General features: G+C 39.4%; 12 protein-coding genes. All 12 read right to left on the reverse strand.

Annotation, left to right across the window (positions count from 1 at the left end):
* Nucleotides 1–6: 6 nt before the first annotated feature.
* The 12 genes from pnp to AC58NB_RS03420 all read right to left on the reverse strand — a co-directional run bounded on the left by pnp (nucleotide 7) and on the right by AC58NB_RS03420 (nucleotide 14399).
* On the reverse strand, nucleotides 7–2121 hold the full coding sequence (gene pnp, locus AC58NB_RS03365; protein ID WP_497425407.1) for a polyribonucleotide nucleotidyltransferase: 2115 nt from the start codon (nucleotides 2119–2121) through the stop codon (nucleotides 7–9).
* 205 nt (nucleotides 2122–2326) lie between these two features.
* Nucleotides 2327–2596: a 30S ribosomal protein S15 gene (gene rpsO, locus AC58NB_RS03370; protein ID WP_497425408.1), complete on the reverse strand. Its 270-nt coding sequence runs from the start codon at nucleotides 2594–2596 to the stop codon at nucleotides 2327–2329.
* Nucleotides 2597–2729: 133 nt separating this feature from the next.
* On the reverse strand, nucleotides 2730–3668 hold the full coding sequence (gene ribF, locus AC58NB_RS03375) for a bifunctional riboflavin kinase/FAD synthetase (protein ID WP_497425409.1): 939 nt from the start codon (nucleotides 3666–3668) through the stop codon (nucleotides 2730–2732).
* Nucleotides 3669–3707: 39 nt separating this feature from the next.
* Nucleotides 3708–4634: a tRNA pseudouridine(55) synthase TruB gene (gene truB / locus AC58NB_RS03380; protein WP_497425410.1), complete on the reverse strand. Its 927-nt coding sequence runs from the start codon at nucleotides 4632–4634 to the stop codon at nucleotides 3708–3710.
* Nucleotides 4635–4703: 69 nt separating this feature from the next.
* The gene (gene rbfA, locus AC58NB_RS03385; RefSeq protein ID WP_497425411.1) at nucleotides 4704–5066 is read right to left on the reverse strand and encodes a 30S ribosome-binding factor RbfA; all 363 of its coding nucleotides are present in this window, start codon (nucleotides 5064–5066) and stop codon (nucleotides 4704–4706) included.
* 15 nt (nucleotides 5067–5081) lie between these two features.
* Nucleotides 5082–5360 (reverse strand): DUF503 domain-containing protein, encoded by a 279-nt coding sequence (locus tag AC58NB_RS03390; RefSeq protein ID WP_497425412.1) that lies wholly within the window; start codon nucleotides 5358–5360, stop codon nucleotides 5082–5084.
* Nucleotides 5357–7657, reverse strand: a complete 2301-nt coding sequence (gene infB / locus AC58NB_RS03395; RefSeq protein ID WP_497425413.1) for a translation initiation factor IF-2 — start codon at nucleotides 7655–7657, stop codon at nucleotides 5357–5359. The genes AC58NB_RS03390 and infB overlap by 4 nt, the downstream gene beginning before the upstream one ends.
* A 19-nt stretch (nucleotides 7658–7676) precedes the next feature.
* The gene (locus AC58NB_RS03400; RefSeq protein WP_497425414.1) at nucleotides 7677–7979 is read right to left on the reverse strand and encodes a YlxQ family RNA-binding protein; all 303 of its coding nucleotides are present in this window, start codon (nucleotides 7977–7979) and stop codon (nucleotides 7677–7679) included.
* Entirely contained in the window at nucleotides 7976–8299 is a 324-nt protein-coding gene (gene rnpM / locus AC58NB_RS03405) for an RNase P modulator RnpM (protein WP_497425415.1), read from the reverse strand. The genes AC58NB_RS03400 and rnpM overlap by 4 nt, the downstream gene beginning before the upstream one ends.
* Nucleotides 8283–9419: a transcription termination factor NusA gene (gene nusA / locus AC58NB_RS03410; protein ID WP_497425416.1), complete on the reverse strand. Its 1137-nt coding sequence runs from the start codon at nucleotides 9417–9419 to the stop codon at nucleotides 8283–8285. The genes rnpM and nusA overlap by 17 nt, the downstream gene beginning before the upstream one ends.
* A gap of 32 nt (nucleotides 9420–9451) precedes the next feature.
* Nucleotides 9452–9925 (reverse strand): ribosome maturation factor RimP, encoded by a 474-nt coding sequence (rimP, locus tag AC58NB_RS03415; protein ID WP_497425417.1) that lies wholly within the window; start codon nucleotides 9923–9925, stop codon nucleotides 9452–9454.
* A 154-nt stretch (nucleotides 9926–10079) separates the two neighbouring features.
* Complete coding sequence (locus AC58NB_RS03420; RefSeq protein WP_497425544.1) at nucleotides 10080–14399, reverse strand: PolC-type DNA polymerase III; 4320 nt, start codon at nucleotides 14397–14399, stop codon at nucleotides 10080–10082.
* Nucleotides 14400–14525: the final 126 nt, after the last annotated feature.

Genomic DNA, 14525 nt, shown 5'->3' on the forward strand with positions numbered 1-14525 from the left:
TCATGCTTATTTTTGTTCTGCTTTTTCTTTTTCTTCTTTAATAACCGCTTTACGTGATAGGTTAACTCTTCCTTGTCGGTCAATTTCAGTAACCTTAACAAGAATTTCATCACCAATCTTCACGACATCTTCTACTTTGCCAACACGTTCTTCTGCCAATTCAGAAATATGGACAAGACCGTCTTTTCCTTTAAAGATTTCAACGAAGCATCCAAATTTCTCAATACGTTTCACCGTACCAAGGTAGATTTGACCAACTTCCACTTCGCGTACTAAATCCTCGATAATGGATTTTGCTTTATCATTCATAGACTGATCAGTGGATGCGATATAGATTGTACCATCTTGCTCGATATCAATTTTTACGCCGGTTTCTTCAATAATTTTATTGATTTGTTTTCCACTTGGCCCAATAACATCTCTGATTTTATCAGGTTTAATAGCCATTGTTAAAATCTTAGGCGCATATTGAGAAAGTTCTTCACGAGGCTGATTCAACGTGCTCATTAGATGATTCAGAATATGATTTCTTCCTTTTTGAGCTTGCATTAATGCTTCCTCAAGGATTTCACGAGTCAGGCCTGCAATTTTTATATCCATTTGAAGTGCGGTTACACCTTTTGCTGTACCTGCCACTTTAAAGTCCATATCACCAAGGTGATCTTCCATACCTTGAATATCTGAAAGAACCGTATAATGTTCTCCTTGCTTAATAAGACCCATTGCAATACCTGCTACCGGTGCTTTAATTGGAACTCCGGCATCCATCAATGCTAATGTACTTGCACAAATACTTGCCTGTGACGTAGATCCATTGGATTCAAGTACTTCAGATACAAGGCGAATTGTATATGGGAAATCAACTTCATTAGGGATAACCGGCTCAAGCGCTCTTTCACCAAGTGCTCCGTGTCCGATTTCACGTCTGCCCGGTCCTCTGATTGGTCCTGTTTCACCAACACTGAAATGCGGGAAATTATAGTGGTGCATGAAGCGCTTAGACTCTTCAAGACCAAGCCCGTCCAAAATTTGTACGTCTCCTAAGGCACCCAATGTAGCAATGGAAAGAGCCTGAGTTTGTCCGCGTGTAAATAATCCGGAACCATGAGTACGAGGCAATAAGCCTACTTCAGAGGATAAAGGACGGATTTCTTCTGGGTTTCTTCCATCAGGACGAACTTTTTCTTCCGTAATTAAACGGCGAACCTCATCCTTCACCAATTTACTCAATATTTCACTTACTTGTTTAAGTGTCTCTTCATCCGCTTCTTTTTCTTCAAAAACAGCGATAACTTTATCTTTCACTACTTTAATCGCATCTTCACGAGCATGTTTTTCTTGTACTTGCACAGCCGTGTTCAATTCTTCTAAACACAAACCTTTAATTTCTTCAATCAACTCTGCATTTAGTTCATATAGAGTGACTTCACGTTTTTCTTTACCGACAGCTGCCACAATTTCATTTTGGAATGCAATCAATTTCTTGATTTCATCATGTCCAAACATAATTGCTTCAAGCATTGTTTCTTCAGGAACTTCCTGCGCTCCTGCTTCAACCATGTTAATAGCATCCATTGTTCCGGCAACCGTCAAATGAATATCACTATTTTCAAGTTGTTCAACTGTTGGGTTAATAACGAATTTACCATCAACTCGCCCAACAATTACACCGGCAATCGGTCCTTCAAATGGGATATCAGAAACACAAAGTGCCAATGAGGAACCAAACATAGCTGCCATTTCGGTAGGACAGTTTTGGTCTACACTGAGGACCATACTTACTACTTGTACATCATTACGGAATCCATCTGCAAAAAGCGGGCGAATCGGACGGTCGATTAGTCGACTTGTCAGAACTGCCTTCTCACTTGGTCTTCCCTCACGTTTAATAAATCCACCAGGGATTTTACCTACTGCATATAATTTTTCCTCATAACTAACTGTTAATGGGAAGAAATCTAAATTCTTTGGTTCTTTTGAAGCTACTGCTGTACTTAAAACGGCTGAATCGCCATAACGAATCAATGCAGCACCATTGGCCTGCTTTGCTAATTGGCCGATCTCTACCGTTAATGGACGTCCTGCCCAATCAAAAGAAAATGTGCGTTTTGTTTGCTCCATTTATTCTTTGCTCCTCTCTGCTTACGATAATCTTACAAAATTTATCCTATTTCTCATCTTTTAGACAAGAGCTGTTGGATTTAGAATCAAATTAATATTAGTATACTCCATAGTTATCGAGTTAAAAAGCCAATACCTTCTAACTTTTATGATCTCCTCTATGTATAACAAAAAAGCGGGAAAAATCCCGCTTTTTCTGAGTAGTTTATCGGCGTAAACCAAGCTTGTTGATTAGTTCGCGATAACGTGTAACGTCTTTATTACGCAAATAAGTAAGTAAGTTACGACGTCTACCTACCATTTTTAAAAGACCGCGACGTGAGTGGTGATCTTTTTTGTGAGTGCGTAAGTGTTCGTTAAGTGTGTTGATTTGTTCAGTAAGGACAGCGATCTGAACTTCTGGAGAACCAGTGTCGCTCTCATGAGTTTTGTACTCATTAATGATCTCATTTTTACGCTCTTGCGTTAATGCCATCCTAATTCACCTCCTAAAATTTTCAAATCCCCTAATCCTGAGCGAACGTTGGTGATGCGCTTAGCCAAGGATAGGTTCTTTTCATACGAGTATTAGAATACTACTTTCTCGTTAAAAAAGCAAGTGCTTCGTTTTAACCAAAATATTCTATTGCGAAATTTTTATCTTTTTCCAGCTGAGCAACCAAGTCGTCCACAGAATTGAATTTTTGTTCACTACGGATACGCTTATGCCATTCGACGATGACTCTCTCTTTATAGATATCAGCCTCAAAATCTAATAAATGCACTTCTACAGTCGGAATCTCTTCTTTTTCCATATGAAAAGTAGGTTTATAGCCTACATTACATATACCCTTATACCAATGATCCCGCACATTCATACGTACACAGTAAACCCCTGTGCCTGGCAGATAATAATCCGGGTCCACTTTTATATTAGCCGTTGGAAAACCTAATAGCCTTCCCCGTTTTTCTCCATCAACAATACACCCTTTAACGGAGAAGTGTCTGCTTAGTAATTGATGAATGGTTTCGGTATGACCATTAATTAATTCTTCGCGAATTCGGGATGAGCTGATTTTCTCATCTCCAAGATCTTGTTTGGATACCGTCGTGACATCAAATTCCCCTCTTGAATGAAGCGGAAGGTTTTCCATAGTACCTTTTCCATATTGCCCATAGGAATAATCAAAACCGGCAACCACATGTTTAATATTGAGTGATAGTAAATAATCATCGACAAACTGTTGTGGTGAAAGACGCGAAAAATCCGGAGTAAATTGGACAATAAAAAGATAATCCACTCCCATATTCTCCATTAAATCGATTTTATCCTGCAAGGGAGTTAATAGTCTCACATGCTTAATATGTTTATTCAAAATGACAGATGGATGAGGATCAAATGTCATCACCGCTGACGCCAACCCTTTTTCTTCACCAATTTTTTTAGCTGTCTCAATCACCTTTTGATGGCCGATATGAACGCCATCAAAATAGCCAAGAGCAGCTGCTAGTGGCGGAAAGTCTCCCCTATGATAATCATGGGGATGTGCAATATTGATTATTTTCATCTTTATTCCCCTCTAATTTCAATCTCCATCATTATCATACTATATAATTGGAATAACTTTAACCGGTTTACACAATCCTTTTTTCTCAGGATGGTGTTGATAAATAGCTATTAACTCTTGCTTATCATTAAATACGGCAAACGGGCTTTCTATATTCCCTGCAGATAAATAGTCAGCTGATAAAACGGCACCGTTCTGAACCTTTTCAGAAGCCTCCCTTGACACTTCTAAAGATGGCAGGTTGGGAACACCCTCTTCAATGGGCTTCAGCACCTCGTTGACTGTACCCTCCTCCGCATGCTCAGCTAGCTGCTCCAGGGTTATAGCATCCTTTAAGGTAAAAGCGGCTGATCGCGATCTTATGAGCTTAGACATATGAGCAGGATAGCCTAATTGATCTCCTATCATACAAGAAAGGGTTCTGATATACGTTCCTTTGCCACAGGACACTCGAAAAGAAAACGTAATGGAATCACCTTCAAAGATCTCTCTGTCGTCTAATAGCTCAATTTCATAAATGGTTACTTTACGTGATGGAATCTCTACTTCCTGCCCCTTTAACGCATACTCATACAACCTCTTTCCATTTACTTTGACTGCCGAGTAAATAGGAGGCGTCTGAACAATCGTTCCTGTGAGTGAGTTTAAAATACTGATAATCTCAGTTCGTTTAATTGGTCTATCAATTTTCTTCTGATTGACTATATCACCAGAAGAGTCTTCCGTGGTGGTTGACCAGCCGATGGTCACTTCACCTATGTATTCTTTACCTGCATCCGTTATGTACTCTGCAACTCTGGTTGCCTTTCCCAGACATATAGGTAATACTCCGGTCACATCCGGATCTAAGGTTCCGGTATGCCCGACTTTTTTCATTTTCAGTATTTTTCTTACTTTTATAATACAGTCATGCGACGTATATCCTGCCGGTTTATTGAGAATCAGGATTCCATTTAACTGATCCATCCCTATCACCTAAGTTCTCATAGTATTTTTAATATAAAAAGGGGATAGACATTACGTCTATCCTTGCCTCTATTCTTCCTGTTTATCTTTATCTTCTGAATGAATTTGATGCAACAGATTTTCAATTCTATTTCCATAATCAATGGATTCATCAAATTCAAAAATAATTTCTGGTGTTTTTCTCAGGCGAATACGTTGACCCAGCTCAGAACGAATAAATCCTTTTGCTTTAGCAAGGCCTTTTAGTGTATCCTCTCTTTTCTCAGCATCACCAAGAACAGAAATATAGACTTTTGCCTGCTGCAGGTCACCAGATACTTCAACATCTGTTACAGTCACAAATCCTACGCGTGGATCTTTAATTTTTCTGCCAATAATCTCACTTAGCTCTTTTTTCATTTGTTCTCCCACACGTGTAGATCTAATGCTCATGATTCTCACCTCTTTTTAAAGCCATTCTAGATTGGTTGAATTCCTTTCCATTTCAGGAAAGGAATCAAGGAAAGCCAATGCCTTCTGCAGCTCCTTTTCAGCCGCGATTTTGGAAGAGGAGACAACCACAATAGCAATCACCGTATGTTGCCACCTATCCTGATAATCAACTTCAGCGACAGAGACATTAAATTTTTGTTTTAAACGAGTCATGATGCGCTGCAGAACTGCTCTTTTATCCTTTAAGGATTGAGCATTCGGAATTAAACATTCACATTCTGCTGAAGCAATCATGCTCTTTTAATTTCCTCCATTACGTATGCTTCGATAACATCGCCTTCTTTAATATCGTTAAAGTTTTTGATTGTTATTCCACATTCGTAACCTTGAGCTACCTCTTTCACATCATCTTTGAAGCGTTTTAGTGTATCCAGTTCACCTTCAAAAATAACAATGCCTTCTCGAATCAGACGGATTCCACTGTTACGTGTAATCTTACCGTCTGTTACATAACTTCCGGCAATTGTTCCAATTTTAGAGATTTTAATTGTTTGACGAACTTCAGCCTGCCCGATTACTTTTTCTTCGTATTCAGGATCAAGCATTCCTTTCATCGCCGCTTCAATTTCTTCAATCGCTTTATAAATAATTCTGTGAAGACGCACATCTACTTTTTCTGCTTCAGCAGCACGTTTAGCATTGACATCCGGACGTACGTTAAAGCCAATGACAATCGCATTGGAGGCCGTAGCTAAAATGATATCAGATTCAGTGATCGCACCTACTCCTGCATGGATAATTTTAACTTTTACGCCTTCAACCTCAATCTTTTGCAAGGAAGCTGCTACTGCTTCAACAGAACCTTGAACATCACCTTTTACAATGATATTTATTTCTTTTACTTCCCCTTGTTTTAATTGATCAAACAAGTTTTCAAGAGTTACACGGGAACTCTCATTACGTGAAGCTAAAATTTGTTTTTGAGCACGAGCTTCCCCAACCTGACGTGCTGTTTTTTCATCTTCAAATACAACGAAGCGATCTCCTGCTTGAGGCACATCGTTTAATCCAGTAATTTCTATTGGAGTGGATGGACCCGCTTCTTTTACACGACGACCCAAATCATTTACCATCGCACGTACTTTACCAAAAGTGTCACCAACAACAATTGGATCCCCTATACGAAGTGTTCCGTTTTGGACAAGCAAAGTAGCGACAGACCCACGTCCTTTATCCAATTCCGCTTCAATAACAGTACCAATTGCTTTACGGGCAGGATTTGCTTTATATTCATTTACTTCACTTACAAGTAAAATCATTTCAAGCAATGTATCGATTCCTTCGCCTTTTTTCGCAGACATTGGTACAAAGATAGTATCCCCGCCCCACTCTTCAGGTACTAGGCCATTTTCAACCAATTCCTGTTTTACGCGTTCAGGATTAGCTCCTTCTTTGTCCATCTTGTTAACTGCAACAATGATTGGTACTTCTGCTGCTTTAGCATGGTTAATCGCTTCAACTGTTTGTGGCATTACACCATCATCAGCAGCTACAACGATAATTGTAATATCCGTTACTTGCGCACCACGTGCACGCATGGTTGTGAAAGCAGCATGCCCTGGTGTATCCAGGAATGTGATTTTCTTTCCATCAACCTCTACTTGATAAGCACCGATATGCTGCGTGATTCCACCCGCTTCGCCTTCAGTGACTTTCGTATTTCGGATTGCATCCAGCAAAGTTGTTTTACCATGGTCAACGTGACCCATAATAGTAACTACAGCCGGTCTTTCCACTGTATTCTCGTCTGGATTTTCATCATCAGCGATAACAGCTTCAAGATCTGTCACATCAATCTTAATAATTTCTTCTACTTCTACGCCATAATCAGCACAAATAAGTTCAATTGCATCTTTTTCTAATACTTGGTTAATTGTTGCCATGACTCCAAGCATAAATAACTTCTTAATGATTTCACTTGGTTCACGGTGAAGTTTTTTACTTAATTCCTGTACTGACAGAGATTCAGTAAACGTAATTTTCTCCGGTAATTCTCTTTCTTTTCTTGGTACCGGTTGATATGTTGATTTACTTTGATGACGTTGGTTATTTTTTTTATTTCGGTTATTTTTGAAGTTACCTCTTTTTTGATTATCTTGCACGCTTTTTTTCCCTTCATTACCCTTAGATGCTGGTTTATTCTTTGTATTTTGTTTAGTGACCTGCGTATCCTTCGTTCCAGTGACACCAGGTTTAGGTCTTGCAGTATTTTGAGCTGGCCTAGAAGTTTGCTGGCCGCCTCTTTGTTGATTAGTATTTGCTTGATTGCTTTGTTGCCCGTTTATAGTTCCTCGGTTTTGGTTCTGGTTCTGATTTTGACTAGTTCTAGTTTGGTTGGTATTTTGGACTTTCCCCGTATCTGCCTTCTCTGATTTTGGATTAAACAGTTTTTCTAATTTCTCTACTGATTGATCCTCAAGAGCCGTCATATGATTATTGACTTCGATACCCATATCTTTAAGTTTATTAATTACCACTTTACTAGAAACATTGTTCTTCTTCGCATATTCATATACACGTACTTTACCCATTCCTTCACCCCCGAATTAGTTAATCGAGCAAGGAGATTAATTTCTTTGCAAATCCATCATCTTGTACAGCAACTACCACTCTTGAATCCTTGCCTATTGCTTCTCCAAGCATAGTACGGTTTTCAACTCTGATAATCGGTACTTTGTAAAAATGACATTTGTCGGTGATTTTCTTTTCCGTATTTAAAGAAGCGTCTTTTGATAATAAAACTATTTTCGCTCGACGAGAGCGTATTTCTTTTATAACCAATTCTTCCCCGGAAATAACTTTTCTCGCTCGATATGCGAGTCCCAATAGGGACATCCATTGTTTTTGTATCATGGTCGTGATTTGTTCTCCTTAGCAGCCAGCATTAAAAGTTCTTCATATATAGAAGAATCAATATCTGCCTCCAGATGATTTGATAGGCTGTTCTTCTTTTTGGCAGCTTTAATGGCTTCCTCAGATAGGCTTAAATAGGCTCCCCGGCCTGATTTCTTACCGGTTGGATCTATTGAAACCTCTCCTTCCTTGGAGCGAACAATCCGGATCATTTCCTTTTTTGGTTTCATTTCACCGGTGCCGATACATTTTCTCAGCGGTACTTTCTTTCGGTTGTTCACCATCATCACCTCACCAATGGAATCATTCTTCTCTTTCATCATCGAGTCCGAATGTAAAACCTGTAAACTCGAGTTCTTCTTCATCTTCGTTATCAGCTAAGCGATTAACAGGATAAATCCCTGCTTCACGCGCATCTGTTTCACTCTTAATATCAATCTTCCACCCAGTAAGCTTTGCAGCAAGCCGAGCGTTCTGTCCGCGTTTACCAATCGCTAAAGAAAGTTGATAATCAGGTACAATGACCGTGGTTGCTTTTTCTTCTTCATTCACAATAACTTCAAGTACTTTTGAAGGACTTAAAGCATTGGCTACGAAAACAACCGGATCTTCAGACCATTTTACGATATCGATTTTCTCACCTTTTAGTTCGTTCACGATTGCTTGGACACGTTGCCCTTTAGGACCTACGCATGCACCAACCGGATCGACCTCTGGATTATCGGAGTAAACTGATATTTTAGAGCGGTCTCCCGCTTCACGAGCCACAGATTTAATTTCCACTGTGCCGTCAAAAATCTCAGGCACTTCCAGTTCAAATAATCTTTTCAAAAGGCCTGGATGCGTACGAGACACAAAAATTTGAGGTCCTTTTGATGTTTTTTCTACTTTCGTCAGGAATACCTTATAGCGTTCATGTGGTTGATATGATTCATTCGGCATTTGTTCATTCGCTGGAAGCAATGCTTCTGTTTTGCCAAGAGCCACATAAATATATTTTGAATCACGGCGTTGGACAATACCAGTCATTATATCTTCTTCACGATCAATAAACTCGTTGTATACAATGCCTCTCTCAGCTTCACGAACACGTTGTGTTACTACTTGTTTAGCTGTTTGAGCTGCGATACGGCCAAAGTTTTTCGGTGTAACTTCAAGCTCAAGGACATCTTCTACTTCATAATTTGGGTTGATACTTTTTGCTTCTTCCAATGAAATTTCAAGGCGGGAATCAAAAACTTCATCAACAATTTCTTTACGTGCAAATACTCGCATGGAGCCATTCACCAAATTAAAATCTACACGTACATTTTGTGCTTGGTTGAAATTTCTCTTATAGGCTGATACAAGAGCTGCTTCAATGGCTTCTACAAGTACATCCCTGGAGATTCCCTTTTCCTTTTCTAAAATGGTCAGTGCATCGAGTAATTCATTACTCATTTTACTAATCCCCTCCTAACAAACTGTAACCCTTATGAAAAACTAATAGCTAATCTTGCCTTGGCAATCTTGTCATAAGGAATCGTTATTTCCTTTTTGCGTGTTTTAATTTTAATTTCAATACTAACGGTGTCGCCAGTGAAATCTTTTAAGATACCTTCAAACTCTTTTTCATTATCAATCGGTTCATATGTTTTAATATGTACATTTTTACCGACTGCCTTCGTAAAATCACTGTCTTTTTTAAGTGGACGTTCAGCACCCGGAGAAGAGACCTCCAGGAAGTAGTTGTTGGAGATGGGATCTTTTTCATCAAGCTTTTCACTCAATCTTTCAGAAACAATGCCGCATTCTTCAATATCTACACCGTCTTCCTTATCGATATACACTCTAAGGAACCAGTTTCTGCCCTCTTTTACATACTCTACTTCTACGAGCTCGAGGTTTAATTCTTCGAGGATCGGGGCAGCCATTTCCTCGACTATCTCAGTGACTTTCTTGCTCATGCTTTCACTCCTTTACGTCTATGTAAACGACTGAATATCATCCTAATACAAACGAAAGAGTGGGTTTCCCCACTCTTTAGCACATACGTATCAGCAGTAATTCTTACTTGAATATAACATAAAGAGTTGTTTTTTGCAAATAAGCGAGTGCTTATTAGAATAAGGAGAGTTGGTTTTGATCAGGCATATCGCCCAAGCAACCATGATTATCCAGATATTCCAATATAGTTTTAGACACTTTGCCTCTCTGCTGCAAATCTTCTTTTGATAAAAATTCGCCGTTTTCTCTAGCTTTTACAATATTGTAAGCCGCATTCGTACCAAGTCCTGGAATTGCATTGAACGGCGGAATTAACGTATTTCCATCAATTATAAACTCAGACGCACTGGATCGGTACAGGTCTACTTTTTGGAAGCTGTACCCACGCTCACACATTTCTAGAGCTATTTCGAGAACAGTCATTAAGTTTTTCTCTTTCGTAGAGGCATCAAGACCCTTTTGATTAATTTCATCAATTCGAGAACGAATCATCTCCGATCCCTTCACCATGGCATCAAGATCAAAATCTTCTGCACGCACCGTAAAATAGGCTGCGTAGTAAAGGAGTGCGTGATGCACTTTAAAGTAAGCGATTCGGACAGCCATTAATACATATGCCGCGGCATGGGCTTTCGGGAACATATATTTAATCTTTTTACAGGATTCAATATACCATCCCGGCACATTATTCTTCAGCATTTCCGCTTCCATATCCTCACTAAGACCCTTACCCTTACGTACAGACTCCATTATTTTGAAAGCAAGTGATGGATCGAGTCCCTGATAAATCAAATACACCATAATATCATCCCGGCAGCCAATAACCTGGCTCAGGTTACAAATATTATCCTGAATTAATTCCTGCGCATTGCCAAGCCAAACATCCGTACCATGTGAAAGACCGGATATTTGAACAAGCTCTGCAAACGTTGTTGGTTTCGTATCCTCAAGCATTTGCCTTACAAAGCGCGTACCGAATTCCGGGACACCCAGGGTTCCTGTTTTACAGTTGATTTGCTCAGGTGTTACCCCAAGTACTTCCGGTGTACTGAAAATTTTCATTACTTCAGGATCGTCTGTAGGAATTGTTTTCGGATCTATTCCACTTAAATCCTGCAGCATCCTGATAACGGTTGGATCATCATGACCAAGGATATCTAGTTTCAAAATATTATCATGGATGGAATGGAAATCAAAGTGTGTCGTTTTCCATTCTGAATCACTCGCATCAGCAGGGAACTGGATAGGGGAGAAATCATAAATATCCATATAATCAGGGACTACAATGATTCCCCCTGGATGCTGCCCGGTTGTACGCTTAACACCCGTACATCCGCTTACCAAACGATCTGTTTCCGCCGAACGGAAATGCAGATTATTTTCCTGTGCATACCCTCTGACATATCCATAGGCTGTTTTTTCAGCTACCGTACCAATCGTTCCTGCACGGTACACATAATCCTCACCAAAAAGAACCTTTGTGTAATTATGTGCTTGTGGTTGGTATTCACCTGAGAAGTTCAAGTCAATATCCGGAACTTTATCCCCTTTAAAGCCAAGGAATGTTTCAAATGGTATATCATGCCCATCTTTAACATAATTGACGCCGCAGTCCGGACAATCCTTATCAGGTAAATCAAAGCCTGATCCCACGGACCCATCATTAAAGAATTCAGATTGCTTACACTTCGGACATACATAATGTGGCGGCAATGGATTAACTTCCGTTATTTCAGTCATGGTTGCCACAAAGGACGAACCGACGGATCCACGTGAACCAACCAAATAACCATCATCGAGCGATTTCTTAACTAATTTATGAGAAATCAGGTAAATAACCGCAAATCCATGACCGATGATACTCTTCAATTCTTTTTCAAGACGCGCTTCGACTATTTCCGGTAGGTTTTCACCATAAATCATTCGAGCTCTTGAGTAACTCATCTCACGTATGTCTTCTTCGGCACCCTCGATTTTTGGTGTATATAAATCATCCTTAATCGGCTTAATTACATCAATCATACCGGCAATTTTGTTTGTATTCTCTACAACGATTTCTTTTGCTTTTTCTTGACCGAGAAACGCAAAGCAATTCATCATCTCATCCGTCGTACGGAAGTGTACATCAGGCAAGCTGTGACGGTTCAGAGGGTTTGCACCCCCTTGTGAGTTAATTAATATTTTCCGATAGATTTTATCGTTTGGATTAAGGTAATGAACATTTCCCGTTGCCACTACCGGTTTATTTAATTTTTCTCCGAGCTTAACTATATTGGCAATAATCGATTCGAGCGCCTTATCGCTTTGGACAAGCTCCATCTCGATCAGAGGTGCGTATACTTCTTTCGGATGCACTTCCAGATAATCATAGAATTCAGCTACTCCCTCTGCCTCTTCAAATGATTTTTGCATCATATTCTCAAATACTTCACCACGATCACAGCCAGAACCGACTAATATCCCTTCACGATATTGCATAAGGACAGATCTTGGGATCCTTGGGACACGGTAAAAATAATTAATGTGGGCAATAGAAACAAGTTTAAATAAGTTCTTTAAACCCTCCTGAGTCTGAGCCAGTAACGTACAGTGATACGGACGGGCTCTCTGGAAAGCCTTGCCTTTACCCATATTGTCATTTAATTGATTATGATTTGTAATCCCTTTTTCATTAGCATCCTTTAACATTTTCATTAATAAATGCCCGGTTGTTTCGGCATCATAGATAGCTCTGTGGTGCTGAACAAGTTCCACATCAAATTTTTTCGCCAAATTGTTCAGTCGGTGATTTTTTAAATCTGGATAGAGGAAACGAGCTAATTCAAGTGTATCAATAACCGGATTTGAGGCTTTACCAAATCCAAGTTTTTTATAGCCCATATTTAAAAATCCCATATCAAAACTAGCATTATGGGCAACAAAAATGGAATCTCCTGACCAATCCTTGAACTTTGTCAATACTTCACTAACTTCAGGAGCATTTTCGACAAGGTCATCCGTTATCCCCGTTAAATTAATCGTTGTAGAAGACAATTTATGGTGTGGGTTAGCGAAAGACTCAAACCGATCGATAATCTCACCATTTTTCATCTTAACTGCCGCAAGCTCAATTATCGTATCATATATGGCAGAAAGCCCAGTTGTTTCAACGTCGAAAACGACATATGTGCTTTCCTCTAAATTTAAATCTGCTGTATTGTAGGCAATCGGAACGCCATCATCAACTAAATTTGCCTCTACTCCATATAAAATTTTTATATTGTTTTTTTTGCCGGCAGAGTATGCCTCAGGAAATGATTGAGCCACGGCATGATCTGTAATGGCGATGGCTTTATGACCCCATTTGGCTGCCTGGGTAACCAATGCAGAGACAGATGTAACAGCATCCATTTGACTCATCGGACTATGCAGGTGCAGCTCTACGCGTTTTTCATCTTCAGGAGCTGTATCCTTGCGTTGTTTACCCGATATTTCATTGATATCATTTGCAATCATGACTAAATCACGCACAAATGTATCATTTTGGACGCTTCCCTGTACACGTACCCACATTCCTTTTTTAACACGTGCCAATTGGCTTGCATCCTCTCTGTCACGTGAAAACATTTTAACGAGAATACTATTGCTATAATCTGTGATTTTAAAGGTCAATAATGTACGGCCACTCTTTAGCTCTCTTGTCTCAGCATCAAATACATATCCTTCAACCGCGATTCTGCGCTCTTCTTCCACGATTTCATCCAATGTTTTGAAGTCAGCATCCGGTTTAATTTTATAACCGATTACTAATGGACCATCAGGGACTGTACCATCATCCTTAGCTTCAGCAGCTTTCTTCATATCCTGGACGGCCTGTAGAGCCTTTTCTTCATCTTCTTTTTGCTTTTCCTTTTTAAAGGTTTCCATCGCGTCACTGTATGCATTTCTATCAACTATTGCATCCAGTTGCAATGGAGGGAAACCAAAGCGCTGATAAACATCAGAAATTAAAGCTGTGTACTTTCGTTTGAGCTGTCCTGCTTCCGCTTCATTGCGTGCGGTTATTATCAGCTTATTACCTTCAACCTTAGGGACTTGTCCATGTAATAGTTCTAATATTGCCGGAGAAATTCCATCGATTTCACTTATACAATTCTTCCAGTAGTCTGTAATCAGTTCACTCGAAGATAGTGGATTCTTAACTTCTATAGAATAGCCAACAGTTGCGATTGGAGAAAAGACCTGAATTAATTGTGTTGTAAATCTGGTCCATACACTGCAAGGAATTATATGTTCAAAGCTGAAAAAGAAGTGCCATTTACGCGCCACTTTTTCTATCACTACTTTATCGATTTCTGCATTGGAAAAATGCATAACTACTGCATCTTCTGTTAATTGAAGTTGCTGGAGCAACGTTCTGAATTTATCTTGTTTAATACGAGAATTTTCTTCCATTTCTATCTCTCCCAAACGTCATTCTCCTTTTGTGTCTAGTAATTATAACACAACTCTTTTTTATTCAAATCCCTTCTTGCAAAGATTAATGCTTTTATCAATTCAGATAAAACTGTTAAACCCTTT

It is taken from the genome of Pradoshia sp. TA40_28 (genome assembly GCF_059694525.1).